Annotated in this window: 22 protein-coding genes; 9 read left to right on the top strand and 13 right to left on the bottom strand. The window is 72.5% G+C overall.

Features of this window, described 5'->3' with window-relative positions:
* Nucleotides 1–65 precede the first annotated feature (65 nt).
* Nucleotides 66–1,538 carry a protoporphyrinogen/coproporphyrinogen oxidase gene (locus tag OB08_RS04375; RefSeq protein ID WP_461472499.1) on the bottom strand — a complete coding sequence of 491 codons (1,473 nt, stop codon included), beginning with the start codon at nucleotides 1,536–1,538 and terminating at the stop codon, nucleotides 66–68.
* A gap of 118 nt (nucleotides 1,539–1,656) precedes the next feature.
* Here OB08_RS04375 and OB08_RS04370 point away from each other — a divergent pair, with 118 nt between their 5' ends.
* Together OB08_RS04370 and OB08_RS04365 are read left to right on the top strand one after the other, a co-directional pair.
* Nucleotides 1,657–2,238, top strand: coding sequence for an HhH-GPD-type base excision DNA repair protein (locus OB08_RS04370; protein WP_461472497.1), 582 nt, complete (start codon nucleotides 1,657–1,659; stop codon nucleotides 2,236–2,238).
* On the top strand, nucleotides 2,238–2,660 hold the full coding sequence (locus tag OB08_RS04365; RefSeq protein WP_461472495.1) for a DUF1801 domain-containing protein: 423 nt from the start codon (nucleotides 2,238–2,240) through the stop codon (nucleotides 2,658–2,660). Before OB08_RS04370 ends, OB08_RS04365 begins: the two co-directional genes overlap by 1 nt.
* Before the next feature lie 22 nt (nucleotides 2,661–2,682).
* Here OB08_RS04365 and OB08_RS04360 read toward each other — a convergent pair whose 3' ends face one another.
* The 3 genes from OB08_RS04360 to OB08_RS04350 all read right to left on the bottom strand — a co-directional run bounded on the left by OB08_RS04360 (nucleotide 2,683) and on the right by OB08_RS04350 (nucleotide 7,032).
* Nucleotides 2,683–4,068 carry a glycine--tRNA ligase gene (locus OB08_RS04360; protein WP_461472493.1) on the bottom strand — a complete coding sequence of 462 codons (1,386 nt, stop codon included), beginning with the start codon at nucleotides 4,066–4,068 and terminating at the stop codon, nucleotides 2,683–2,685.
* 64 nt (nucleotides 4,069–4,132) lie between these two features.
* Nucleotides 4,133–5,191 carry a hypothetical protein gene (locus OB08_RS04355; RefSeq protein ID WP_461472491.1) on the bottom strand — a complete coding sequence of 353 codons (1,059 nt, stop codon included), beginning with the start codon at nucleotides 5,189–5,191 and terminating at the stop codon, nucleotides 4,133–4,135.
* Between the two features lie 11 nt (nucleotides 5,192–5,202).
* On the bottom strand, nucleotides 5,203–7,032 hold the full coding sequence (locus OB08_RS04350) for a substrate-binding and vWA domain-containing protein (protein WP_461472489.1): 1,830 nt from the start codon (nucleotides 7,030–7,032) through the stop codon (nucleotides 5,203–5,205).
* Between the two features lie 151 nt (nucleotides 7,033–7,183).
* On the opposite strand from OB08_RS04350, the gene OB08_RS04345 reads away from it, so the two are divergent.
* The 5 genes from OB08_RS04345 to OB08_RS04325 are packed head-to-tail and all read left to right on the top strand — an operon-like array spanning nucleotide 7,184 to nucleotide 11,579.
* The gene (locus tag OB08_RS04345) at nucleotides 7,184–7,510 is read left to right on the top strand and encodes a hypothetical protein (protein ID WP_461472487.1); all 327 of its coding nucleotides are present in this window, start codon (nucleotides 7,184–7,186) and stop codon (nucleotides 7,508–7,510) included.
* Entirely contained in the window at nucleotides 7,510–8,832 is a 1,323-nt protein-coding gene (locus tag OB08_RS04340; protein WP_461472485.1) for a putative T7SS-secreted protein, read from the top strand. The genes OB08_RS04345 and OB08_RS04340 overlap by 1 nt, the downstream gene beginning before the upstream one ends.
* A complete protein-coding gene (locus OB08_RS04335) occupies nucleotides 8,829–9,476 on the top strand; it encodes a hypothetical protein (RefSeq protein ID WP_461472483.1) in 648 nt (215 codons plus the stop codon). The genes OB08_RS04340 and OB08_RS04335 overlap by 4 nt, the downstream gene beginning before the upstream one ends.
* A 7-nt stretch (nucleotides 9,477–9,483) precedes the next feature.
* Nucleotides 9,484–10,539, top strand: a complete 1,056-nt coding sequence (locus OB08_RS04330; protein WP_461472481.1) for a hypothetical protein — start codon at nucleotides 9,484–9,486, stop codon at nucleotides 10,537–10,539.
* On the top strand, nucleotides 10,536–11,579 hold the full coding sequence (locus OB08_RS04325; protein WP_461472479.1) for a hypothetical protein: 1,044 nt from the start codon (nucleotides 10,536–10,538) through the stop codon (nucleotides 11,577–11,579). The genes OB08_RS04330 and OB08_RS04325 overlap by 4 nt, the downstream gene beginning before the upstream one ends.
* On the opposite strand, the gene OB08_RS04320 is transcribed toward OB08_RS04325, so the two are convergent.
* The gene (locus OB08_RS04320; protein ID WP_461472477.1) at nucleotides 11,572–12,915 is read right to left on the bottom strand and encodes an alpha-hydroxy-acid oxidizing protein; all 1,344 of its coding nucleotides are present in this window, start codon (nucleotides 12,913–12,915) and stop codon (nucleotides 11,572–11,574) included. The two genes, OB08_RS04325 and OB08_RS04320, sit on opposite strands and share 8 nt — an antisense overlap.
* 163 nt (nucleotides 12,916–13,078) lie before the next feature.
* Between OB08_RS04320 and OB08_RS04315 the strand changes: the two genes are divergently transcribed.
* Entirely contained in the window at nucleotides 13,079–17,518 is a 4,440-nt protein-coding gene (locus tag OB08_RS04315) for an Ig-like domain-containing protein (protein WP_461472475.1), read from the top strand.
* Nucleotides 17,519–17,671: 153 nt separating this feature from the next.
* Here the strand turns inward: OB08_RS04315 and OB08_RS04310 are convergent, their stop codons facing one another.
* The 7 genes from OB08_RS04310 to OB08_RS04280 all read right to left on the bottom strand — a co-directional run bounded on the left by OB08_RS04310 (nucleotide 17,672) and on the right by OB08_RS04280 (nucleotide 22,622).
* Nucleotides 17,672–17,830 carry a hypothetical protein gene (locus OB08_RS04310; protein WP_214467732.1) on the bottom strand — a complete coding sequence of 53 codons (159 nt, stop codon included), beginning with the start codon at nucleotides 17,828–17,830 and terminating at the stop codon, nucleotides 17,672–17,674.
* Nucleotides 17,831–17,904: 74 nt separating this feature from the next.
* A complete protein-coding gene (locus OB08_RS04305; protein WP_461472473.1) occupies nucleotides 17,905–18,795 on the bottom strand; it encodes a hypothetical protein in 891 nt (296 codons plus the stop codon).
* On the bottom strand, nucleotides 18,792–19,925 hold the full coding sequence (menC, locus tag OB08_RS04300) for an o-succinylbenzoate synthase (RefSeq protein ID WP_461472471.1): 1,134 nt from the start codon (nucleotides 19,923–19,925) through the stop codon (nucleotides 18,792–18,794). The genes OB08_RS04305 and menC overlap by 4 nt, the downstream gene beginning before the upstream one ends.
* Before the next feature lie 30 nt (nucleotides 19,926–19,955).
* Nucleotides 19,956–20,108: a hypothetical protein gene (locus OB08_RS04295; protein ID WP_461472469.1), complete on the bottom strand. Its 153-nt coding sequence runs from the start codon at nucleotides 20,106–20,108 to the stop codon at nucleotides 19,956–19,958.
* A 163-nt stretch (nucleotides 20,109–20,271) separates the two neighbouring features.
* A complete protein-coding gene (locus tag OB08_RS04290) occupies nucleotides 20,272–21,195 on the bottom strand; it encodes a cyclase family protein (protein ID WP_461472467.1) in 924 nt (307 codons plus the stop codon).
* A 117-nt stretch (nucleotides 21,196–21,312) separates the two neighbouring features.
* Nucleotides 21,313–21,894 carry a dihydrofolate reductase family protein gene (locus OB08_RS04285; protein WP_461472465.1) on the bottom strand — a complete coding sequence of 194 codons (582 nt, stop codon included), beginning with the start codon at nucleotides 21,892–21,894 and terminating at the stop codon, nucleotides 21,313–21,315.
* Nucleotides 21,895–21,908: 14 nt separating this feature from the next.
* Nucleotides 21,909–22,622 carry a GNAT family N-acetyltransferase gene (locus OB08_RS04280; RefSeq protein WP_461472463.1) on the bottom strand — a complete coding sequence of 238 codons (714 nt, stop codon included), beginning with the start codon at nucleotides 22,620–22,622 and terminating at the stop codon, nucleotides 21,909–21,911.
* Nucleotides 22,623–22,717: 95 nt separating this feature from the next.
* On the opposite strand from OB08_RS04280, the gene OB08_RS04275 reads away from it, so the two are divergent.
* Nucleotides 22,718–24,118, top strand: a complete 1,401-nt coding sequence (locus OB08_RS04275) for an MFS transporter (RefSeq protein WP_461472461.1) — start codon at nucleotides 22,718–22,720, stop codon at nucleotides 24,116–24,118.
* Between the two features lie 257 nt (nucleotides 24,119–24,375).
* On the opposite strand, the gene OB08_RS04270 is transcribed toward OB08_RS04275, so the two are convergent.
* The gene (locus OB08_RS04270) at nucleotides 24,376–24,927 is read right to left on the bottom strand and encodes an SRPBCC family protein (protein ID WP_461472459.1); all 552 of its coding nucleotides are present in this window, start codon (nucleotides 24,925–24,927) and stop codon (nucleotides 24,376–24,378) included.
* Nucleotides 24,928–24,976: the final 49 nt, after the last annotated feature.

Genomic DNA, 24,976 nt, shown 5'->3' with positions numbered 1-24,976 from the left:
CATCCCAGGGTAGCCCTGTATTCCGATTCCGGCATCCACCCTTGACAACGGCCGTCACGGCGGACTCACTCGCCTGCAGACGGCCCCCAGAGCACCTGTCGGCGCACCCGTTCGGCCTCTTCCCGAGCGTCCGCGACGACCCGCGAGATGCCGCTGCCCGCGATCCAGGCGCCTGCCGCGGCGAGGCCGCGGTGCTGCCCGATCGCGTCCCGCGCGACGGCGACCGCCGCCGTCCGGCCGAGCGCCGACGCGGGCGGTGCCAGGGTGTGGGAGCTCCGGTGCGCCCCCCGCACCGCCGCCACCGGGATCTCGAGACCGAGGAGAGCGGATGCCTCGTCCCGCGCGAGCTGGGCCACCGCGGCGTCGTCGAACCCGTCGAGCGCCGAGACCCCGTCCGCCCCGCTCGCGTCGAAGGCGACGCTCACGACGTGGCGACCGGCGCCGCTTGCGCGCGCCAGCCATTCCCAGCGCGCCGTGTCGTGCACGAGCCCGGACGCGCGGTGGGATCCGGGCACGGCGTACACCTCGGCGCCGCGGGGCGCGGAGTCGAGCCCGGGTGCGTCGACGACGAGCGTCACGATGTCGCGGCGGGGCGCGGCCTCCGTCACCGCCTCGACGGTATCGCCGAGGTGCGGTGCGAGCAGGCGGCGGGCGTCCTGCGGGCCGGTCGCGACGAACACCACGTCGGCGGATCGCGGATCGCCGTCGACGACGAGACGCCAGCCACCCCCGTCGGCCGGCTGGACGGCGGTCACCCGCATGTCCGGGATCAGATCGGCGCCGAGCTCGCCGAGCTTCGCGGTCAGCACGTCGACCAGGAGCGGCATCCCGCCGTCGAGGCTCTGCAGCGCGGCCGACCCGGACGAGCGGCCGACGAGGTGGTCCGCGACCGCGCCGCCGAGCGAGCCGGTGCGCGTGAGCGACGAGCTGAGTCCTGGCGCTGCCGCCGCGACGTCGACGCGCGCGGGAGGGAGCCCGAAGCGGCCGACGCTCAGCGGAGCGACCATGCGATCGACGACCGCATCGCCCATGCGCGACCGGACGAGCCGATCGAGATTGCGCTCCTTGCCGATGGTGAGCGGCGGGCGCAGGCGGTCGAGGTAGGCGCGCCACGCGCCGTTCAGGCCGATGAAGGGGCGCACGTCGTCGGCCCAGGGGTTGGCGGGGATGCCGAGGACCGTGTCGGCGGGGACGGGCGCGGCCCCCGCGCCGGTCCGGCCCAACCCGGCGATCCACGTGGCACGCGCGCGCGGCTCGACGACGCGGTCCGCGAGGCCCAGCTCGTCGACGAGCGCGTGCACCGCGCCGCCGGCAGCAGACCAGCACGTCGCGCCGACGCCGACCGTGGTGCCGTCGATGCCGCCCGCGCCGATCGTCCCGCCGAAGCGGGAAGACTCCTCGAGCACCGTGACCTGCATGCCGACCTTCGCGCACTCGAGTGCGGCGACCAGGCCGCCGATGCCGCCGCCGACCACGACCACGCGGGTCTCGTGGGCGTGGGTCAGCAGTTCGTCGAACGGTTCGGGCGTCGCGGACATGGCGTCCATCCTCCCATCCGGGACCGCCGCCCGACGGGCGGTGGGACGACGCCCGGCGGCCGGGCGCGAGACGATCGGCGGGTCGCCGACCACGGGCGTCCGGTGCCAGACTTGCGTCATGAGCCTCCACATCACCGGCGACGACACCGCCGATCGCCTGCTCACCGAGGATCCGCTCGCGCTCCTCATCGGGATGCTGCTCGACCAGCAGGTGGCGATGGAGACGGCGTTCGCCGGGCCCCTCAAGATCTCGGAGCGGGCGGGCACGCTCGACGCCGCGGCGATCGCGAGCTTCGATCCCGAGGCGTTCGCCGAGCTGTTCAAGGCGACCCCCGCCGTCCACCGCTTCCCCGGATCGATGGCCGCCCGCGTCCAGGCGCTGTGCGCCGGGATCGCGCAGGACTGGCACGGCGACGCCGCCGCGATCTGGCGCGAGGGCGACCCCGACGGACCCGCCGTGCTCAAGAGGCTCAAGGCGCTGCCCGGCTTCGGTGAGCAGAAGGCGAAGATCTTCCTGGCGCTGCTGGGCAAGCAGTACGGCTTCGACGGAGCCGGCTGGCGCGAGGCATCCGCTCCCTACGGCGAAGAGGGATCGTTCCGGAGCGTCGCCGACATCGTGTCGGCAGACTCGCTCACGAAGGTGCGCGAGCACAAGCGCGCCATGAAGGCCGCCGCCAAGAGCGGCGGAGGAGGCGTCTGATGCAGAAGACGGGCGGCAGTGTGGCCGCGTTCATCGCCGGGGTGACGCCCGCGAAGAGGCAGCGGGATGCCTCGACCATGGTCGACCTGATGCGCGAGCTCACCGGCCGCGAGCCCGAGCTGTGGGGCACGATCGTCGGTTTCGGGTCGTGCCACTACCGCTACCCCACCGGCACCGAGGGCGATGTGCCGATCGCTGCCTTCGCACCCCGCAAGCAGGCCACGACGGTCTACCTGCTCGACGCCGGGGCGCACGCCGCGGAGCTCGACGACCTCGGGCCGCACGACATCGGCGCCGGATGCCTCTACATCAAGGACCTGGAGGCGGTCGACGCCGCCGTGCTGCGGCGCATCATCGCGAAGGACTACCGGCGCGTGCTCGACGGCGACACCGGCTCGGCGGAGTACACGATCACCGACTGACCCTCGGGCGGTCGGGCGTGGGTCAGGCTCCGCGCAGGCGTTCGCCGAGGTACTCGTGCAGGCCCTCGAGCGGCACGCGCTCCTGGCCCATCGTGTCGCGGTCGCGCACCGTGACGGCGCGGTCGTCGAGCGAGTCGAAGTCGACCGTGACGCAGAACGGGGTGCCGATCTCGTCCTGACGGCGGTAGCGGCGGCCGATGGCGCCGGCGTCGTCGAAGTCGATGTTCCACTCGCCGCGCAGGTCTTCGGCCACCTCGCGGGCGATCGGCGAGAGCTGCTCGTTGCGCGACAGCGGCAGGATCGCGGCCTTCACCGGAGCGAGACGCGGGTCGAGCTTGAGCACCGTGCGCGTGTCGGTGCCGCCCTTCGCGTTCGGCGCCTCCTCCTCGTGGTACGCGTCGACGAGGAACGCCATCATCGCGCGAGTGAGGCCGAACGACGGCTCGATCACGTAGGGGATGTACTTCTCGCCCGACGCCTGGTCGAAGTAGGTCAGCGACTGACCCGACGCCTCGGTGTGCGAGCCGAGGTCGTAGTCGGTGCGGTTGGCGACGCCCATGAGCTCGCCCCACTCCTTGCCCGGGAAGCCGAAGCGGTACTCGACGTCGATCGTGCCGGCGGAGTAGTGCGCGCGGTCCTCTTCGGGCACGTCGTAGCGGCGCATGTTGTCGGCGTCGATGCCGAGGTCGATGAACCAGTTCCAGCAGTCCTCGACCCACGCCTTGAACCACTGGTCGGCCTCGGCCGGCGGCGTGAAGAACTCGATCTCCATCTGCTCGAACTCGCGCGTGCGGAAGATGAAGTTGCCGGGCGTGATCTCGTTGCGGAACGCCTTGCCGACCTGGCCGATGCCGAACGGCGGCTTCTTGCGCGACGCGGTGAGGACGTTGGAGAAGTTCACGAAGATGCCCTGCGCCGTCTCGGGACGCAGGTAGTGCAGGCCCGACTCGTCGTCGACGACGCCGAGGTAGGTCTTCACCAGACCCGAGAACGCCTTGGGCTCGGTGTACTGGCCCTTCGTGCCGCAGTTCGGGCACGGGACATCCGCCAGCCCGTTCTCGGCCTTGCGGCCCTTGCGCGCCTCGAAGTCCTCGATGAGGTTGTCGGCCCGGAACCGCTTGTGGCACTGGAGGCACTCGACGAGCGGGTCGGTGAAGGTCGCGACGTGACCGGATGCCTCCCACACGCGCTTGGGCAGGATGATCGACGAGTCGAGGCCGACCATGTCGCCGCGGCCGCGCACGAATGTCTGCCACCACTGGCGGCGGATGTTCTCCTTGAGCTCCGTGCCGAGGGGACCGTAGTCCCACGCCGACCGGGACCCGCCGTAGATCTCGCCCGCCTGGAACACGAACCCGCGGTGACGGGCGAGGGCGATGACTTTGTCGAGGCGGGACTGCTCGGCCACGGTGGCTCCAATGGTCGGGGTGGGATTCTGCCAGAAGCGGCGAAGGCCGCGGCATCCGTCGATTCTAGTCGGCGGAGCCGCCCCGCCCGGACGTGTCGGCGTCGTCGCCGGCGGCCTGCTCGAACTCGCGATCCCACGCCCGCAGCTCCTTGCGCCGGCCGATCAGCCCGTCGAGCGAGACCTGGAAGTGCAGACCCCGCCGGGCGTTGACCTGCTTGATGTTCTCGACCAGCTCGACCGAGAAGGCCGACACCGCCGTGCGCACCTCGTCGACCCGCTCGGCGGGGTCGTCCCACAGGTCGGGGTGGATCAGGATGTCGAGGAGGTAGTCGCGGTCGAGCGCCCCGGTGAGCTTGCGCAGCGTCTCGCCGTACTCGACGGCGGCGGTCGCCCTCTGCCCCTCTTCGCCCTTGCGGTCGAGACGCTCGAACAGCTCGGTCGTGTTCTGCGCGATCGAGCCGATCTCGCGGGCGACGTCGTTCGCCTGGGCGACGCCGCCCGACCCGCCGGCGCGGGCGTACTCGGGGACGAGCGCCTGCAGCGTGTGCACGTGCGTGCGCACCGGCTCGGGAAGCGGATGCCTCGCCCCGCCGCCGCGCGCACCACCGCCGCGACGGCTGCGACGCACCCCGATCGTGATGCCGACCGCCGCGGCGACCGCCCCCAGCGCGATCGCGCCGACGACGACGCCCGCCACCACTCCGCCGACGTCTCCGCCCGCGGGCGACTCACCCTGGGGCGTGGCCGCGATCACCTGCTGCACCGTCTCGACGAGAGCGCCCTCGACGGAGTCGGCGGACTGCTCGGCCTCGTTCGCGATGCGCAGCGCCTCGCCCGACGGCAGCACCCGCGAGCCCGCGAGCAGGTCGTCGCCGACTGCGATCACGATGGAGTCGTAGCCCGGATGGGCATCGGCGAGCTGCCCGAGGATCTCGGTTCCGGATGCCTCGAACGCGGCGTTGTCGGAGAACACGGCGACGGCGATCGACTCGTCGCCCACCTGCGCGGCCAGCGTGCTCTCGAGGGCCGAGGCGTCGGGGACCTCGGACGAGACGTACACCCCGTCGGCGGCGATGCCGTCGACGGCGTCGTCGACGTATCCCTGACCGTCCGCAGCCCGCATCACCGCTCCGCCTAGAAGTTGTTGATGACCGAAGCGAACACGAGGTCGATCTTCGCGGCGTCGGACGCGTCGAACCACTGACCGCCCGTCGCCTCGGCGATGCGCTGCAGCGCGCCCGTGTCGGCGCCTTCGCCGTAGGCGATCGGGAAGATGCGCACGGGAGCGTCGTCGCCGCCCTCCTTCGTCGCCTTGCCGATCTTCGCCACCAGCGAGTCGAGCGAGATCGACGAGTCGGTGTCCTGCCCGTCGGACAGCACGACGATCGCGTTGATGCGCCCGGGCTCGGCGCGCGCGCTCATCTCGTCGTACGCCGCGGCGATCGCGTCGTACAGCGGGGTGCCCTCCCGCGTGGCGAAGCGCAGGTCGTCGAGCGAGGACTCGACGGACTCGCGGTCGGACTGCAGCGGCGTGACGTCGCGCAGCACGACGAGGTTCTCGCCCGCCTCGGACTCGACACCCGTCGTGAACGCCCAGACGCCCACCTCGTCGGTGGAGCGGAAGTGGCCGAGCGTCGCCTGCGCCCCTTCGATCGCGCCGTCGAGCTTCGACCGTCCGTCGCCGATGGCCTCGTCCATCGAACCGGAGATGTCGATGACCTCGAGCACCGACGACGGCTTGCGGATCTGCGTCCACTGGTCGATCGCCGCCGACACCACGTCGACCTCGGGTCGGGGCAGGCTGACGGCGGGACCGGCGGGGTCGACGCCGTACTCGGCCGTGAACAGGTCGCCGAGCGGCACGGTCTCGTCGAGCGGGCGGAAGCCGTAGTCGGGCAGGATCCGCTGCGCGGCCTCGGTCTGCAGGAAGCCCGCGAACGCGGTGCCCGCCTCGGCCTGCACATCGGTCACCCAGTCGGCGCCGAGCACCGTGATCGGGTTGTCGGACCACATCGAGCCGCCCGAGGGGTAGACGGCGACGAGCTTCTCCTTCGGCGGCGTGAGCTCCTCGCCGGGCTGCACGGTGTGCGAGTCGGGGTTGCCCTGGTTGTAGTTGAGCAGCGAGGTCTCCTCGAGCGCGACGGCCGAGACGTAGCCCGAACCGCCCGCGCCGTTCTGCGTCTCGTCGTAGAGCGTCGTGAGCACCTTCCCCGTGGTGTCGCCGTAGTGGATGACGCACTCCTCGAAGACGCGCGAGAACTCGGCCGCCGCCGCGACGTCGTCGGCGGTCAGCCCCTCGGTCTTGCCCGACGCCTCGTACGACTGCATGAGGATCGCCGACAGACCGGTGGTCGAGGTGTTCGGGTTGGTCTTGGAGATCTTGAACGAGCCCCACAGGTCTTTGCCGACGCTCCCCCAGCCCTCGGGGTCCTGGCACAGCGCCTCGAAGTCGCTGATCCCGATCTCGGACCCCGGGTAGCCCAGCGCCTTCGCCATCGTCTCGGGCACGCCGAAGACGACGGGTGTGTGAGTGAACGACGCGGGCTCGCCCACGAGAGAAGCGGATGCCGCGGCCGCGACCCGCTCGGTCCACACGGTCGAGGCGGGCGACCACATCGTCGGCCAGCGTCGCGTGTCTTCGTCGGGCCAGTCCTGGCCGGACGTCAGGAAGCGGGTCGCGTCGCCCGACGAGACGTTGATCGGGCGCACCGTCGCGCATTCGTCGAGGGCCTCGTGCTCGGGCGACTCCTTGAAGGCGTCCGCGAGGGCGTCGAGCATGTTCACCTTCTCGGACGAGGTCGCCACGACGACGCTCGTGCAGCCGTCGTCGACGAAGTCGCCGTCGCCGAAGTCGTCGCCCTGCGGCTCGGCACCCGTGCAGCCCGAGAGCAGGACCGTGACGGCGATCGCGGCAGCGGTGAGAGCGACGGAGGTGGCGGTGGTCCGCCGGGAGCGAGGGGCCATGGCTACAGCGTAGATCCCGTGCGCCCGCGCGTGTCGCCACTTTCCGCAGTCGGGAAGGCGCCATCCCGCCGGGGCCCGGATGGGGAACTATCCCCATCGAGCGTTCGCGGCGTCGAGCCTAGGATGAACGGGGTCGATCGAGAGGAGTCCCGTGGACGGTGTGGAACTCGACATCGCGCGACTGCGCGAGACGGGCACGCGGCTCGAGACGGTGCGTGCCGAGTTCGAGAACGCGTCCGCGAACGCCCGGGGCCTGGCCGACGCGGTCGGGCACGACGGGCTCGCCGACGCCCTTGTCGACTTCGCCGACAAGTGGGACGACCGGCGCGCCGACATGCTGGAGAACATCGGCACCCTCGCCGAGATCACCACGGGCATCGCCGAGGCGTTCGGGCAGCTCGACACGGAGTACGCCGCCGCGCTGTCGGGCGAGGGCGCGCCGCCCGCGCCGGGCGGCCCCCGCCCGGAGGCGGTGTGATGAGCCGGCCCGTCGACTGGACTCCGCTCGACCTCGGATCCGACCCGATCCCCGGCGATCCCGACCGCGTGCGCGCCGGAGGCCAGGACTACGTCGCCGTCGCGGGTGCGATCGGACGCGCCGTGCGGGCGCTGCGCTCGATGGAGCTCGACGGCGACCGCTCCGACGCGACCGACGAGCTCATCACCAACGCGGGGGACGTGGCGGACGACATCGAGCGGGCCCAGGAGCGCTACCGCGAGACCGGCCTGGCGCTGCTCGCCTACGCGCCCCGGCTGGCCAGTGCCCAGCAGACGTCGCTCGAGGCGCTCGCGCTCGCCGACTCGGCGCGCGAGGACGCGGCCGATGCCGAGCGGTCGCGCCGCTACTACCTCGACCTCGCGGGCGACGCGACGGATGCCGCCGACTCGACCGACTACCGCGACACGGCGGGCAGGTACGAAGACGCCGCCGATGCCGCCGGTGCATCGCTCCTCCGCGCGCGCACGCGGCTGGCCGACGCGATCGACGAGCGGGACTCCGCCGCGCGCGACGCCCGCGAGCGCATCAAGGACGTGGTCGAGAGCGACGACCTGAACGACTCGTGGTGGGACAACTGGGGCGCCGACGTGCTCGCCGCCATCACCGACATCGCCGGGTGGGTGTCGACGATCGCGGGCATTTTGGCGCTGTGCGTGTCGTGGATCCCCGTCATCGGACAGGCCCTCGCGGGCGTCCTCCTCATCATCGCGGGCGTCGCCGCCGTCATCAACGCGATCGGCAACGTCATCCTGGCGTCGTCGGGCGAACGCAGCTGGACGGAGGCGGTGATCAGCATCGCCGGAGCCGCGCTGTCGGTGGTCGGACTCGGCGCCGTCGCGCGGTCGCTCGGCAAGATCGCGACCGTCGCCCGCATCAACCGCGTGGCGCGTCTGCAGCCGCTCGGGCCGGGGCAGCACGTCACGCTCATCCCTCTCCGCAATGCCAACCGCTACACCGTGGCGCAGCTGCGCGAATCCGAGGCGCTCTGGCGCTCGCCGGTCACCGACATCGCCTCCGACACCCCGCTGTACCGCCTGTACGGCGGTGACTCGCCGCTCAACGGCGGGTCGTTCGGCACCATCGACCCGACGTCGCTCCGGTTCCCGCACAACACGCTCGGCCTGCCGGCCTCGAACACGATGGAGCGGATGGCGACGTTCCAGATCGACGACATGGGCGCCATGGTGAGCCAGCGCCACGCGCTGCCCTACGAGGGCACCCTGGGCGGCGCCCCCGAGTACATCTTCCCGGGCGGCAACGGCGTGTCCGTCGTCGACGACGTGCCCTTCACCGTGCCATGACCCGCATCGCCGACCTGGCCTTCCCCCACCGTGCGGCGCTCTTCCGCGGCGACGGCGGCGGCGTCGCCGTGATCGACCGCCAGGAGTTCGACCAGGGCTCCGCCTGGGCGCGCGTCGTCGAGCCGGGCGCCGGCATCACCGCCGCGTACCTGCTCCTCGTGCGCCGGTCGGGGGGAGTCGCAGGCGGCGAGATCGTGGCCGAGGACGAGGTGGCGGCGGTGGCCGGAGACGCCGAGGACCTTCCCCGCGACGGCATCGCGGGCGATCCGAGGCTGACGGCCCTCGGCGCGTTCACCGAGATGGCCGATGCCGCCGCCGCACGTCGCGCGGACCGCGCGACGGCCGAGAAGACCGACGCCGCCAACGCGGCGATCGCCGCGGCATCCTTCCCGGTTGCCGGACGGTTCGACGGGCGCCGCTGGCGGGTGCGCGTAGGCCCCACCCTCGCGTCGGGCACGACGACACTGGAGTGCCACGGCGACGACGGCGAGCTCCGCCTCGTGAAGACCTCCGCCGACCGCGGCGCGCTCGAGCGGGCGCGCAGCGAGCCGGTGACCGTGACGGGCACGTACTCCGAGCGCCGGCTCCTCGGCGGCATGCGCACCCGTAGCATCGAGGTCGAGCTCCGCCCCGACGAAGGGTGACCCTGCCGTGAGTGCCGATCCTCGCCCCGTGCTGGCGTCCGACGACGTCGGGTCGCCCGAGCTGGCGAGCGCTCTGCGGGAGCGCGACCCGGTGGAACTCGCCCGGGCGCTGCGGGAGGGATGGGTGATCGTGCCCACGACACGCGCCGGGGCCGGCGTCGAGCTGCGCCTGTTCGGCGGACTCCACGACGCGCGCGAGGGGTGGGAGCTCCCCCTCTTCTCGTCGACGGCGCAGTTGCACGCGTTCCTCGCCGACGACCCTGCGCGGGAGTTCGAGTTCGTGCGCGCCGCCTCGCTCGCGGACTTCCTGACGACGTCGCGCGACACGATCGCGCGGGTGGTGTTCGACCCCGCGAGCGAGTTCGCGGTCGCGGCATCCGTCGACGATGTCCTCGACGCCATCGCGAGCCCGAAGTCCGACCCCGTCCCCGTCGCGCGCGGAATCGCCGCCGATGATCGCGCGCTCGACCTCGAGCTCCCGCTCGACGACGGTTGGTTCCGGATCGACCTCACCGATCACGCGGCGCGCGACGCACGCATCGCCGAGCTCGTCGACCGGCAGCTCGAGGGCCTCGACGCCGGCCCGATGCTGCGGTCGCAGCTCGCGCAGTGGCTGCGGCGGATGGTGCGGGTGGCCGACGGCGGGCACGGTCGCGAGACCGCGTTCCTCCTGCGTCGCACCGAGAACGCCGCGCTCGCCCTCGCGATGACGCGGTACTGGCAGCGGCTCGGCGCGCCGACGAACGGGCGCGATCACCTCGACGTGCTCGCCGACCGGCTGCGCGCCTCCGCCGATCCGGGCGAGATGGTCACGGCACAGACCCCGACCGGACGCCTTCTCCGACGCACGCGCACCACGCAGGGCAGCGCGGAGCTGCGCGCCGAGGACACGGCGGTGCTGACGATCGACTACTGGCTCGAGTTCCCCGATCTGCGCGGGCTCTGCCTGGTGAGCTTCTCGACCCCGCACGCCGACCTGCGGCCGGTGATCGCGGAGCTCACCGATGAGATCGTGCTCGCGTCGGTCTGGGTGGTAGCCGGGCAGGAAGCAGCCGCCCGGTGACCTCGCCCGACACCCCGCCGCTCCCCGAGCCGACCCCGGTGCATGCCGACGCCGTCCGCTCAGAGGCTCTCTCCGCGGCCCTCGCCGCGGGCGACGAGGCGCAGATCGGCCGCGCGCTGCGGATGGACCTCGTCGTGGTGCCGGTGCTCCGCGGGGCCGACGGCGGCCCGCAGATCCGGGTGTTCCAGCCGGAGGGCGGGGGCGTCGAGCTCATGCTGTTCTCGTCGTCGGCCGCGTTCGCCGCCTTCCTCACCGATGACCCGACCCGCGAGTTCGATGTGCGCCGCGGCGGCGACCTCGCCGGTTTCCTGCAGGAGCACCGCACGGCGATCGCGCGGGTGGTCTTCGACCCGGCAGGTCCGCACGCCGTCGCCGCGCCGGTCGGCGCCGTGATCGAGGCGCTGCGTCCCCGCGCGACCGATGACCACGTCGCATGGGTGACCGGCGGTCCGCAGGAGACGGCGGCTGTGGTGGACTTCCGTCTCGACCTGCCGCTGTCGGGGTGGGACCGCGAGGTGCCGGCCGACCTCGGTGCGCGGCACTCGCGCGCGGCGGCGCGGCTGGTGAAGCGCCTGAGCCGCGCGGCGCCGCCCCCGCATCGGACCGCGGTCGCGGACTGGGCGACGGGCCTCGTCCGGGAATGGAGCGCCGACCCCGGAGCGCGCGAGATCGCGGCGCACGCGACCGGACGCGGTGACGACGCCCTCTCGCTCCTGGCGCTGCGCTCGTGGCAACCGGGCGCGCTCGCTCCGGGAGGCGAGGCGGAGCGCGCGCTCTCGGGACAGCGCGACGGATCGGTCGCGTTCGACGCCGGCGGCCGGGTGCCCGGGGTGCGCACCGTTCGCCGCACGCCCGCGCCGGCACTCGCCGGCGGGATGGCGCTGGTCGTCGACTACTGGCTTCCGTTCCCGGACGGCGGAGGCGTGTGCCTCCTGCGCTTCGCGGCCCCGCACGTCGACCGCGACGGCGAACTCGTCGCGCTGTGCGAACCCGTCGTGGCGAACGGGCGCTGGGTGGAGCGCTCCGGACCCGTCAGCTGAGCGGCGCCTCGCGGAGCGCGTCACGGCGCACGTCGCCGATCGCGGTGTGGCCGGAGAGGCCCAGCGTGATGTCGAGCTCGGCGAGGACGTTGCGCACCGCCTCGCGGACGCCCTCCTCACCGGCGATTCCGAGAGCGTACGCGTAGGGCCGACCGAGCGCGACCGCGGTCGCTCCGAGGGCCAGCGCGATGAAGGCATCCGATCCCTGACGCACACCCGAGTCGAAGACCACCGGCACGCGGCCGTCGATCCGCTCGACGACTCCGGGCAGCGCGTCGAGGGTGGGCACCGATTGGTCGATCTGTCGACCGCCGTGGTTCGAGACCCACACCCCGTCGACGCCCGCGTCGACCGCGCGTGACGCATCCTCCGGGTGCACGATGCCTTTCAGCAGGATCGGCAGGTTCGTCCACTCGCGGGCCTTCGCGAGATCGTCCCACGTGAGCGCCGGGGTCGAGAAGACGTCGAGGAAGGTCTCGACGGCGGCGCGCGGCAGCGGCGAGCGCAGGTTCTCGCGCAGGCCGGCGCCGGTGAGCACCGAGCCCTTGCGGGCGATCATCACGCCCGCCGCCACGGTCTTCGGCGTGAGCTTGACGGGCGGTGCGGGCGGGGCCGAGGCATCCGCGCCCCTTCTCACACGCTCGCGGACGAGCTGCTGGAAGACGGGGTCGCTCGTGTACTGCGCGATGCCCATGCCGCGTGTGAACGGGAGGTAGGCGAGGTCGAGGTCGCGCGTGCGCCAGCCGAGCAGGTGAGTGTCGAGCGTCACGACGATCGCTTCGCAGCCGGATGCCTCAGCCCGCCGCAGCAGCGAGGCGTTGAGGTCGTCGTCGGCGGACCAGTACAGCTGGAAGAGTCGCGAGCCGCCGGGCGCGGCATCCCGCACCGCCTCCATCGGGACGGAGGCCTGGTTGGACAGGGTGTACGGAACGCCGAGGGATGCCGCAGCCCGAGCGACCGCGAGATCGGCGTCGCCGTGCGCCATCTCCATCACGCCGAGCGGTGCGAGCAGCAGCGGGGTGGGCCGGTGGCGGCCGAGGAAGTCGATCGACAGGTCGCGCGTCGACACGTCGCGCAGCGGGCGTGGCCACACTTGCCAGCGCGCGAACGCCTCTCGGTTGGCGCGCATCGTGCGCTCGGCGCCGGCACCGCCCGCGATGTACGCGAACGCCTCGGCGCTCAGCGCCTTGCGCGCGGATTCTTCGAGACGGTCGGCGTCGACGGGCACGCGCGGCCTGGCGCCGCTGATCCCGGCGCGGTAAACCTCGGACTGCGTTCGGCGCGAGATTCCGCGGGCCGCCGCCGGATCGGACGGAGCGACGCTGCTCGATTCCATGGCAACAGCCTATTCGCGCACTCGCAGACCCCGAGGCGCCGTGTCCCCCAAACGGCCTACAGAGATCGGCCGGGCTGAGGCGTAGCGTCCGAAGCGGAAAGCGCTCACTGCCCGGGTCCTCGCCGGTCCGAGGGGGTCGCGCCTGAACTCCAATGGGGGAGTCATGAAGCAGCGTGGGTTCATGGCGGCCGTCGCCGCCGTCGTCGTCGTCATCGGAGCGGCAGGGATCGCGGCACCCGCGAGCGCAGCGCCGCCGACAGCCCCCTGGGGAGGCTCGGCCGGCGGTGAGGTCGCGAGCCTCACCACGACGGCTGTCGGCCTGAACCTCGCGGGGCTCGGCGTGGCTGTGAGCCAGGCGGAGGCCGGCTCGACGCTGACGCCGCGGGCGAACTCGGTGTCGAGCAACGTCTCGGCCGACGTCGCCGGCCTCGGCATCGCCGTCGCGAGCAACGACCAGTCGGCGCCCCCCGACGAGGGCGGCGCCGAGACGGGCACGCTCGTGGGCGTCACCGTGCCCACCCTTCTCGACATCGGAGCGCTCGAGACCAGCAACGAGGCGCACTGGGACCTCGACACGGCCTGCGTCACCGACGGCGTGCTCGCCGCGACGAGCACCCAGACGGCCGGCCTGTCGCTGCTTCCGCTGCTCGGCGACGGCGTGCTCGAACTCGGCGTGTCGCAGACGCAGGGCGAGACGAGCCTCGCGCCGAACACCGGTCTCAACTACGGGGTCGAGAGCGTCGCGTCCGGCACCATCACCGGGCTGAGCCTGCTCGGCGGCGCGATCACCATCACGGTGGCCGGTGAGACCACGCTCACGGCGAGGGCGACCGGCGATTCACCGGGGACGGTGACCTACTCTCCGGCGACGGTGACGGTCACCGGTCCCGGCGGATCCACGGTTCTGACGCCGGGCGCGAGCCTTCCGATCAGCATCCCGCTGCTCGCCGACGTCACCATCGCGATGAACAATCCTTCGGTCACGACGACCGCCACCTCGGCCGCGGCCACGGTGTCGCTGCTCAGCATCGATGTCAGCGTGCTCGGCGTCTTCCCGCTGCCCCCCGTGGCGACGGTGGCGGTCGACGTCCTGCCCCTCGACGCGTCGGCCTCCGCGCCCGCGGGCGGCATCGACTGCCCGCCGGCGCCCCCGGTCATCCTGGTGCCGGCCGACGGTGCGACGACGAACGCGACGCCGGTCATCTCGGGCACGGCCACGCCCGGCGCCTCGGTTCAGGTGCTGGTCGACGGGAACCCGATCGGCACGGTTCCGGCCGACGGGCTCGGCAACTGGACGATCACGTCGCCCGCCCTCGCCGAGGGTGCGCACGTCGCGACGGCCATTCAGACGGTCGGCGGCAGCGCCTCCGCGGCATCCGCTCCCGTCGACTTCACCGTCGACGCGACCGCTCCCGCTCCCCCGGTGATCCTGAGCCCGGCCGACGGCGCCCTGCTCAACGACCCGACCCCGCCCATCTCGGGCACAGCAGAGCCGAACTCGACCGTCGAGGTGTTCGTCGACGGCGCCTCGCTCGGCACCACCGGCGCCGACGGCACCGGGAACTGGTCGCTGACCCCCGCCGCCCCGCTGGCGAACGGCCCGCACACGGCAGTCGCCACCGCGACCGACGCCGTGGGCAACGAGAGTCTCCCGTCCGGCGAGGTGGACTTCGTGATCGACGCGACCGCGCCACCGGCGCCGACGGTCGTCGAACCCGCCGACGGGTCGACGACGACCGACACGACCCCCGTCATCTCGGGCACCGCCGAGCCGAACTCGACCGTCACGGTGATCATCGACGGCGTCTCGATCGGCACCACGCCCGCTGGACCGACCGGCGACTGGACCTTCTCGACGACGACCCCGCTGACAGAGGGCGAGCACACGGTGACGGCCACGGCGACGGACGAGGCCGGGAACACCGGCCCCGAGTCCGCCGGGAACACCTTCACCGTGGACTCGCTCGCTCCCGCCGCGCCGGTGATCAGCGCTCCTGCGGACGGGTCCTCCACGAACGACACGACGCCGGACATCACGGGCACCGCCGAGCCGAACTCGACCGTCACCGTCCGCATCGACGGCGCCGTCGTGGGCGAGACGGACGCGGATGGCCTCGGCAACTGGATCTTCACGCCGGCCATCCCGCTTGCTCCCGGTGCGCACACCGCGGTCGCGAACGCGACCGACGAGGCCGGCAACACCAGCCCCGACTCCAACACCGTGGCGTTCACCGTCGACACGACCGCACCGGTCGCCCCGATCATCACGGCGCCCGTCGACGGCTCATCGGTGAACGACCCGACGCCCGACATCGAGGGCACCGCCGAGGCGAACTCGACCGTCACCGTGAGGATCGACGGCGCCGCCGTCGGCCAGGCGCCCGTCGACGGCGGCGGGAACTGGATCTTCACGCCGACCGTGCCGCTCGCCGACGGCCCCCACAGCGTCGTCGCCACGGCGACGGATGCCGCGGGCAACACCAGCGGTGACTCCAACACGGTCGACTTCACGGTCGACACGGTGACCCCGGTCGCCCCGGTGATCACCGCTCCCGCCGATGGGTCGTCAACGAACGACACGACACCCGACATCGTGGGCACTGCGGAGCCGGGCTCCACTGTCGAGGTGTTCATCGACGGCAGCCCGGTCGGCACGACGCCCGCTGACCCGACCACCGGCGCGTGGACGCTCGAGCTGACGACACCCCTGACCGAAGGGCTGCATTCGGCCGTCGCGACCGCGACCGACACCGCCGGCAACACGAGCGGCGACTCCAACACGGTGACGTTCACGATCGACAAGACCGATCCCATCCCGCCGGTGATCACGACCCCGGTGGACGGCACGATCACGAACGACAGCACCCCCGAGATCGCGGGCTTCGCCGAGCCGAACACCACCGTCACGGTGATCGTCGACGGCATCACGCTCGGCACGGCCCCCGTGAACGGCGCGGGCGCGTGGACCTTCACCCCCCTGGCCCCGCTCGATGAGGGACCGCACTCGGCGACCGCGACGGCGACGGATGCCGCGGGCAACGTCAGTGGCGCGGCGACGCCGGTCGGCTTCATCGTCGACACGGTCGCCCCGCCGGCGCCCGTGATCACGTCGCCCGCCGACGGCTCGCGCACGAACGACACGACGCCGTCGATCGTCGGCACCGCGGAGCCGCTGTCGGAGGTCGAGGTCTTCATCGACGGCGTGTCGGTCGGCACGACGCCGGCCGACGGCGACGGCGACTGGGTGCTGCCGCTCACGACGCCCCTGGCGGAAGGGCCGCACACCGCGTCGGCCACGGCGACGGATGCCGCCGGCAACACCGGCCCGGAGTCGGCGGACGTCACCTTCACCGTCGACCTGACGGCGCCGGGCGCTCCGATCGTGACGGCGCCGGCGGACGGGTCGACGACGAACGACGCGACGCCCCCGGTCTCGGGAACGGCGGAGCCGGGATCGACCGTGAACGTCAGCATCGACGGCGCTCTCGCCGGCACCGCCGCGGCCGACCCCGTCACCGGCGCGTGGACCTTCCAGCCCACGACACCGCTGGGCGACGGAGCGCACACCGCCTCCGCGACGGCGACCGACGCCGCCGGCAACACCGGCCCGGTCTCGAACACGGTGGCCTTCACGGTCGACACCGTGGTCGCACCGCCGGTCATCACCGCGCCGGCGGACGGGTCGAGCACGACCGACACGACGCCCGACATCTCCGGCACCGCCGAGCCCGGCTCGACGGTGACGGTGGTCATCGACGGCGCCACCGTCGGCACCGCGACGGCCGACCCCGCCACCGGCGCGTGGACGCTGCCCCTCGTGACGCCGCTGCCCGACGGCACGCACACCGTCACCGCGACGGCGACCGATACCGCGGGCAACGTCAGCGCACCGTCGGCACCGGTGACCTTCGCGGTCGACACGACGACGGCCGCTCCTGTGATCACGAGCCCCGCGAACGGGTCGTCCACGAACGACACGACCCCGGCGATCACCGGCACGGCCGAGCCCGGCTCGACGGTGACGGTCGTCATCGACGGCACCACGGTCGGCGCAGCCGACGCCGACGACACGACGGGCGCGTGGACGTTCCAGCCCACGACGCCACTGGGCGAAGGCGAGCACACCGTCACGGCGACGGCCGTCGACGCCCTCGGCAACGTCAGTCCGCCGTCGGCTCCGGTGACGTTCGCGGTCGACACGACGGTGCCCGCCGCCCCGGTGATCACGAGTCCGGCGGACGGATCGACCGTGACCGATCCCACGCCGCCGATCACGGGCACCGCAGAGCCGGGGTCGACGGTGACGGTCATCGTCGACGGCGAGCCCATCGGCCAGACCACGACCGACCCCGACGGCGACTGGACGTTCACGCCGACCGAGCCGCTGCCCGACGGGGAGCACGAGATCACGGCGACGGCGACGGATGCCGCGGGCAACACCGGCCCGGAGTCGGAGCCGGTCACGGTCACGGTCGACACGAGCGGGTCGGGCGGCGGAAGCCTGCCGCCCACCGGTGCGACGGTGCCGTGGCTGGGCGCCCTCATGGGGGCGCTGTTCGTGGCGCTCGGCGCAGGACTCGTCGCGAGCCGCCGCCGCGCCTGAAACGTCGTCGGGTCCGAGCGCCACTGGGTCGGCGTTCGGGCCCGGCGCGACACACGTGAACGGCCGGCCGCACCTTGAGGGCGGCCGGCCGTTCGCGGGCTTGGTGCGGAGGCGTCGCCTCCGCACCAGGTGTGTGTCAGGTCAGGGCGTGCCTCACGTCTGGCGGCGGATGAAACGCATCAGCCAGGCGATCACGGCGATGATCACGATGACGATGCCGATCCACAGCAGGAACTTGGCTGCCTCGATGAACACACCGAGCAGCAGAAGCACGATTCCGACGATGAGCAGGATCACTGCGAGTCCGGTCATGAGACCCAGGATCGCGGCATCCGCTCGCCGCGTCGAGGGCTTGACAACAGCCGCTCCTGCGCGGAGAGGAGCGGTCAGCTGCCGAATCCGCACCAGTCGGCGACCCAGGTGAGGATCTCTCCCCGGAGGTCCTCCGACGCCGCGAGCTCGATCTCGCCCGGCTCGCCCGCGACCTCCACCTCGATGTCGAAGATGGTGCCGCGCTTGTCCTCCTGCACCGCGTGCGGGTCGCAGCGCAGCGGCACGATCGGCAGGCTGATCTCGGTCAGGCCCGGGCTCTCCCCGTCGACGGCCATGCCGATCGGGTAGGTCTCGATCGCCGAGCCGCCGACGTCGCCGAAGGTGATGAGGTTCGTGGTCTGGATGCCGGTGAGAACGACCTCGCCGCGTCCGGTCGGCGCGACCGACAGCACGAGCGTCGCCGGTTCGCCGGGCCCGCCGGGGTCGAAGTCGCCGAGCGAGAGGTGCGCCGCGTCCTCGACGGCGACCGCCCGGCAGTCCCGCTCGTGCAGAGGCGGGATGAAGCCGAGCGGGTCGTCGATCACGGCGCTGGCCGTGCCGCTCGCGTCGCCGAGGGTGTAGGCGAGGGTCAGGGTCGACGCGCCGTCGCCGGACATGCCGTCGCCGCACGCGACACCCGGCAGCTGCACGCGGATGCCGACGGTGCGGCCGGGCCCGATCGAGCTCTCGCGGTCCTCGACGCGCACCAGCGCCCCGTCGAACCGCGGATCGTCGACCTCGACGGCTCCGATCACGAGCGTCTCGTCGGTGTCGTTGGTGACGACGACCTGCGCCTGCCGGGCGGCGACGTCGGAACGCCCCTGCTGCAGTTCGGCCGTGACGCCGTCGGGGAGCCCGTCCTCGACGGGCGGCGCGGTCGGCGCGGTCGGCGCGCACGCGGCGAGCGCGAGCACGAGGAAGGCCGCCGCGGCGACCGGCACGACCCGTCCGCCCCGCCGGCTCATCGCGTCAGCGTCTCGCGGGCGACGGTGAAGTCGTCGAGCGCGACCGGGTCGATCTCGACACCCAGCCCGTGCCCGGTCGGGACGCGCACGTGCCCGTCCTCGAGCACGGCGGGCGCGGTCACGATGTCGCGCGTGTAGAACCGGTCCGAGGCCGAGACGTCGCCGGTCAGCGTGAAGCCGGGCAGTGCCGACAGCGCGGCGTTCGCGGCGCGGCCGATGCCGGTCTCGAGCATCCCTCCGCACCACACCGGGATCCCGGCATCCCGGCACAGATCGTGGATGGCGACCGCCTCGAGATAGCCGCCGACCCGTCCGGCCTTGATGTTGACGATGGATGCCGACCCCAGCGCCAGGGCGTCGGCGGCGGCCTTCGCCGACACGATCGACTCGTCGAGGCACACCGGCGTCTTCAGGCGCCGGGCGAGGGTCGCGTGGGCGACGAGGTCGTCCTCCTGCAGCGGCTGCTCGATCAGCAGCAGGTCGAAGCGGTCGAGTTCGGCCAAGGTGTCGGCATCCGCCAGCGTGTACGCGGAGTTCGCGTCGACCTGCAGCGGGATCGTGCCGAACGCGTCGCGCACCGCGGCCGTGTCACCGACGTCGCGGCCGGGCTTGATCTTGATCTTGATGCGCGCGTATCCCTCGTCGAGGTAGTCCGCGACGGCGTCGACGAGCGCGGCGGGGTCGCGCTGGATTCCCACCGACACGCCGCTCGGCACGCGGTCGCGCACGGCTCCGAGGTACTCCCCCATCGCGCGCCCCTCGCTGCGCAGCGCGGCGTCGAGCACGGCCAGCTCGAGCCCTGCCTTCACCATGCGGTGCCCGATGAAGGGCGCGAGGACCCCCGCGACCTCCTCGGGTGCGAGCGTGCGGTGATCGAGCAGGGCCGGCGCCAGGAAGCGCAGCGCGACGTCCCACGCGCCCTGGGTGTACTCGCTCGAGTAGAGCGGCGCGGCACCGGTGACGATCTCGCCCCAGCCCTCACCGCCATCGGTCATCGCCTTCACGACGATGACCTCGCGCACCGTCTCGGTGCCGAACGACGTGGTGAACGGCGAGACCAGCGGCAGGTGCAGCACCCGCAGCTCGAATCCTTCGAGGGCGACGGATGCCGCGGGCGACGCGATGGGCATGCGCTCAGGCTACGCCCGCTCGCGACCCGGTCAGTGCGCGAGACGCAGTGCGGGGGCGTCTGGCGTCACCGGCACGAAGGTGCCGCGCGCCCGCCGGGGCGAACGGCGCCGCACCGCCCGTCGCCGGTCGCGGCGCAGCGACGCGGCCAGCCCGCTCATCAGCATCTCGAGGTGTGCGCGCATGATCTTCTCCTGCCTGTCTGCAGAAGAGGAGCCGCGGCACGGCGCAGTGATACGTCGCGCGGCGGCGCGGGCGCGCGACGAGGGGAGGAGATGTGGGCGAGCGGAGGTCGATTCACGCCGAATCCGTCCTCCTCTCGGCAGATCTCCTCCGCTCCCGTCCCGCTCAGGCCGGGATCTCGGCGAACGCCCGCACCGGGAAGGTGCCGAAGCCCTCGACCGCAGGCGGCGCGGCCGTGAAGCGCGCTCTGCGCGGCGGCAGCGCGCCGAGGTTCGTGAGGTGCTCGACGACGTGCACGCCCGCCCCGAGCAGCAGCGAGTGGGCCGGCCGTTCGCCGCCAGACTCGGTGTCGTCGATGTTGAGCGAGTCGATTCCGACGAGCACCGCACCGGCGTCGATGAGCCACTGGGCACCCTCACCGGTGAGGAACGGCGCGCCCGAGGCGTACTCCGGCCGACCGAACCAGCGGTCCCAGCCGGTGTGGAGCAGCACCGCGGCTCCTCGCACGTCGCGGTCGGCGAGCGTCTCGGCGCGGATGCCGCGACGCTCGGGCGTCCACGCGTCCTCCAGGTGGAACACCTCGGTGCGCAGCCCGACGAGCGTCGACAGGTCGAGCCCCGCGAGGTCGGAGCCGTCGGCGTAGCGGTGGAACGGGCTGTCGAGATAGGTGCCGGTGTTGCCGATCATCGTGAGGATGTCCATCGCGAACTCGGTGCCCGGCGCGTACTTCGCGCGCGAGTCCTCGCGCGTGAGGTGGGGCGCGATGGTCGGCGCCGGGAGTCCCGGATAGGTCACGAGCCCCGCCCGGATCGGGTGGCTGAGGTCGACGATGCGGGTCGGGGACGCGGCATCCGTCCCCCGCGCAGCGGTCGTGCCTCGGCTGCCACGATGCGGCTCCTCCACCACGCGGACGTCCCGAAGGGCGACCTCGTCGACAAGGGCGAGGCCGAGGTGCTGCACGAGCAGGCGGCCGATCTCGGGCTCGGGCACGTCGGCGGCGGGCAGGTCGAGGCGGAACCCGGTGCCCGACAGCCCTCCCCCGTTGGCGAAGCGGAGGTCGAAGTCGAAATGGGCGCGGTAGTCGGGCATGCGGGCGAGCCTACGGCCGGCGCCGCGCTCGCGAACGGAGGAGAAGCGACGAGCGGAGGAGGAATCCTGCCGAATCGGTCCTCCGCTCGTGTGATCCCCTCCGCTCGCGTCGCAGTCTCAGTGGCGCGTCGGGCGGTAGAGAAGCTCCTTGGTGCCGCCGTCGAACGTGCGCTCGTCGACGAGCTCGAGGTCGAAGTCCTCGGCGCCGGCGAAGACGGGATCCGAGCCGGTCCGGCCCGACAGCACCGGGAAGACCGTGAGCTGGATGCGGTCGACGAGGCCCGCCGCCAGCAGGGCGCGATTGAGCGAGAGGCTCCCGTGCGAGCGGAGCGGCACGGGCGAAGAGCGCTTCAGCCCGGCCACGACGTCGACGGCGTCGCCGCGCTCGAGCACGGCATCCGGCCAGTCGAGGGGGTCGGCGAGGGAGTTCGACACGACGGTCGTCGGCATCGACCGCATCCGGGCGTTGATCGCGTCGTCGGTCTTGGGCCCCTCCGAGACCGCGCCGAGGTAGTGCACGAACTCTCGGTACGTGGTCGCGCCGAGCACGAGCCGCTGCTCCTCCTCGTACTGGGCCTGGCGCCGGGCGAGGAACTCCGGCCCCTGCTTGCCCCAGTACCCACCCCAGTCGCCGTCGGCGCTGAACGAGCCGAAGCCGTCGAGGGTCGAGAGGACGTCCCAGGTGTAGATGGCGCTCATGGCGCTCCGTTCCCTCAGGGGCGCACGAACAGATAGCCGCGCTCGTCGTCGAAGCCGCCGATCGCGAGGCCGTCGGACAGGTGGCCGAGGATCTCGTCGCGCACGCGCAGGCGCCAGGCCGCGGCATCCGCCCGATCGCTCCTGCGGAGCGCCTCGATGTCGTGCGGCACGACGACCGACGCGACCACGCGCTCGTCGTCGGGAGTCGGCACGGGCGGCGCGGCGAGCGCCCACGACACCATGATGCGATCCGTCTGATCGCCGCGGTTGATCCCGTCGTCCATCGCGCCGTAGTGGTTCGGCAGGTACTCGGTCACGCGGGTGCCCAGTGTGCGCAGGTTGAAGTGGGCGTTGCGGGCGACGAGCGGGTCGAAGGTCCACGTGATGTGGCCGACGTCGCGCGCGAGCGCCCACTCGCGCTGGTGCTGCTTGAGCAGGCGCCCGAGCCCTCGGCTCTGCAACCCGGGCAGCACCCCCGTGATGTGGCTGTGCATCGAGCGCGCCGCGGGCGCGGCGAAGAAGGCGACGGATGCCCCGACCATGCGGTCGTCGTCGTACAGGCCGACCGCGTAGTTGCCCGAGTGCGCGAGAGCCCTCAGGAGGTTGGGCGGCATGCCGCCCCGGTCGCCGCCCCATACGTCGGCGAGCACCTGCGACGCGGTGTGGACCTCGTCGACGGTGTCGAGGGAGCGGATGTCGATGCCCGGCGGCGTCTCGGAATCGGCCATGTCGCTCACGCTACTCCCGCCTCGCCCGCCCGCGGCACGGTTAGCCTGGACGGATGGCTGCACGGGATGAGGACGCACGGAGGAGACTCACCCGGATGCCTCGTCAGGGCGCCATCGTCGCGGTCCTGGCCATCGCGGGCCTGGCGTCGTCGTTCATGTTCACGCTGGTGGTGCCGATCCAGTCGAAGCTGCCCGAGCTGCTCGATGCCAGCCGCGAGGACACCGCGTGGGTCGTGACCTCGACGCTGCTGGCCGCCGCGATCATCACCCCGATCTCGGGTCGGCTGGGCGACATGTACGGCAAGCGGCGCATCGTTCTCGTGCTGCTGGCGCTGCTCGTCGTCGGGTCGGTCATCGCGGCGCTCTCGCCCGGCATCGTCGGCATCATCGTGGGCCGCACGCTGCAAGGTGCGGTCGTCGGCGTGGTGCCGCTGGGCATCTCGATCCTGCGCGATGTGCTGCACGAGAACCGCGTCGACACCGCGATCGCCCTCATCAGCGCGACGCTCGGCGTGGGCGGGGCGCTGGGCCTGCCGATCAGCGCCTTCATCACCGAGCGCAGCGACTGGCACGTGCTCTTCTGGGTCGCCGCGGGTCTCGGCGCCGTGGTGTTCGCGCTCGTGCTGTGGATCGTGCCGGTGAGCGTCCTGCGCACCGCCGGACGCTTCGACTTCGTGGGCGCCGCGGGGCTCAGCCTGGGCCTGCTCGGCATCCTGCTGGCGATCTCGCGCGGGAACGAGTGGGGCTGGACCTCTGCCCCCGTGCTCGCGCTGGGCATCGGCGGCCTGCTGGTGCTGCTGGCGTGGGGCTGGTTCGAGCTGCGCATCGCCGAGCCGCTCCTCGACCTGCGGGTGGCGGCTCGCCGTCCGGTGCTGCTGACGAACGTCGCGTCGATCGCGATGGGCTTCTCGCTGTTCGCGTCGAACGTGTCGTACCCGCAGATGCTGGAGCTGCCCGTCGCCACGGGCGGCTTCGGGCTGTCGCTGCTCGCCGCGAGCCTCGTGGTCATGCCCGCGGGCATCGTGATGATGGTGCTCTCGCCGTTCTCGGGCCGCATGGCACGCACGGTCGGGCCCAAGCTCCTCCTCGTGCTCGGCGCGATCTCGCTGATCCTCGCCTACGGCTTCACGCTCCTCTTCTCGTCGGAGGTGTGGCACCTCGTCGCGGCGAACTTCCTCATCGGCGCGGGCATCGGTTTCGGCTACGCCGCCATGCCGATGCTCATCATGCGCTCGGTGCCGCAGTCCGAGACCGGCGCGTCGAACGGCCTCAACGCCCTGTTCCGCTCGCTCGGCACGAGCACCGCGGCAGCCGTGGTGGGCGCCGTGCTCGCGACCTACACGGTGACGTACCAGGGCACGCCCGTGCCCTCGCCCGCGGCGTTCCAGCTGTCGTTCGTGCTCGGCGGCGTCGCCGCGGTGATCGCCCTCGTGGTGGCGCTGTTCATCCCGCGGCATCGCTCGGCCGCGGAGCGTCACCCGTCGCTGCCGGAGTGAGCCCCCTGACGCGCGCGGCGACCGCCCGCTAGCCTGACGTCATCCACCGGGGGCGGCGACGCGAGCCATCATGGATCAGCGCGATCGCGGGCTGGCTGGCCGGCTTCTACAACCCCGAGGACGAGGTGCCGTACTTCACTATCCTCGGCTTCATCGCGATCGGTCTCGGCATCGCGCTGTTCTTCTGCGTCAAGCCGGTGCTCACGCTGATGAGGGGCGTGCGATAGCGCACGCCCCTCGACACAGCTCGGCGGGTGTCAGACCCGGTCGTCGCCCTCCGAGTACGGAGCCGCGGGGTACGACGGCGTCGGGGCGCCCGCCGTGAGGCCGGAGTCCCGCTCGCTGACGCCGTCGTGGACCTCGCCGCGCCAGCCGCCTGTCTCGCGTCCGCGCTCCTCGATGAAGGACTCGAAGCGCTTGAGGTCGGCGGCCGCCTGGCGCTCATCGAGGTCGAGCGCCGCGCCCACCTTCTCGACGAAGGTCTCGGGAAGCCACATCATCTCGAGGTCGACGTGGGTGCGGCCATCCTGACCGGGCGTGAAGGCGACGCGTCCGGTGTGGGACTTGCCATCGACGCTGGCCCACGCGATGAGCTGGTCGGGCACCTGTTCGGTGATCTCGGCCTCGAACTCGCGTCGCACCCCGCCGACGCTGACGACCCAGCGGGTGCGGGTGTCGTCGAGCTGGGTGACCTCCTTCACCGCGTGCAGGAAGTGGGGGAACGACTCGAACTGCGTCCACTGGTTGTAGACGGCCCGGATGGGGGCGTCGACGTCGATATCGGCGTGCATCGTGCTGGTCTTCACCATGATTCCTCCGAAGGTCTGTTGGGGTCGAACCACCGTACGCACGGCACCT

This window comes from Microbacterium sp. HJ5 (assembly GCF_054824025.1).
The sequence above is the reverse complement of the archived record's forward strand: the minus strand, read 5'-3'. Positions and strand labels throughout refer to the sequence as shown.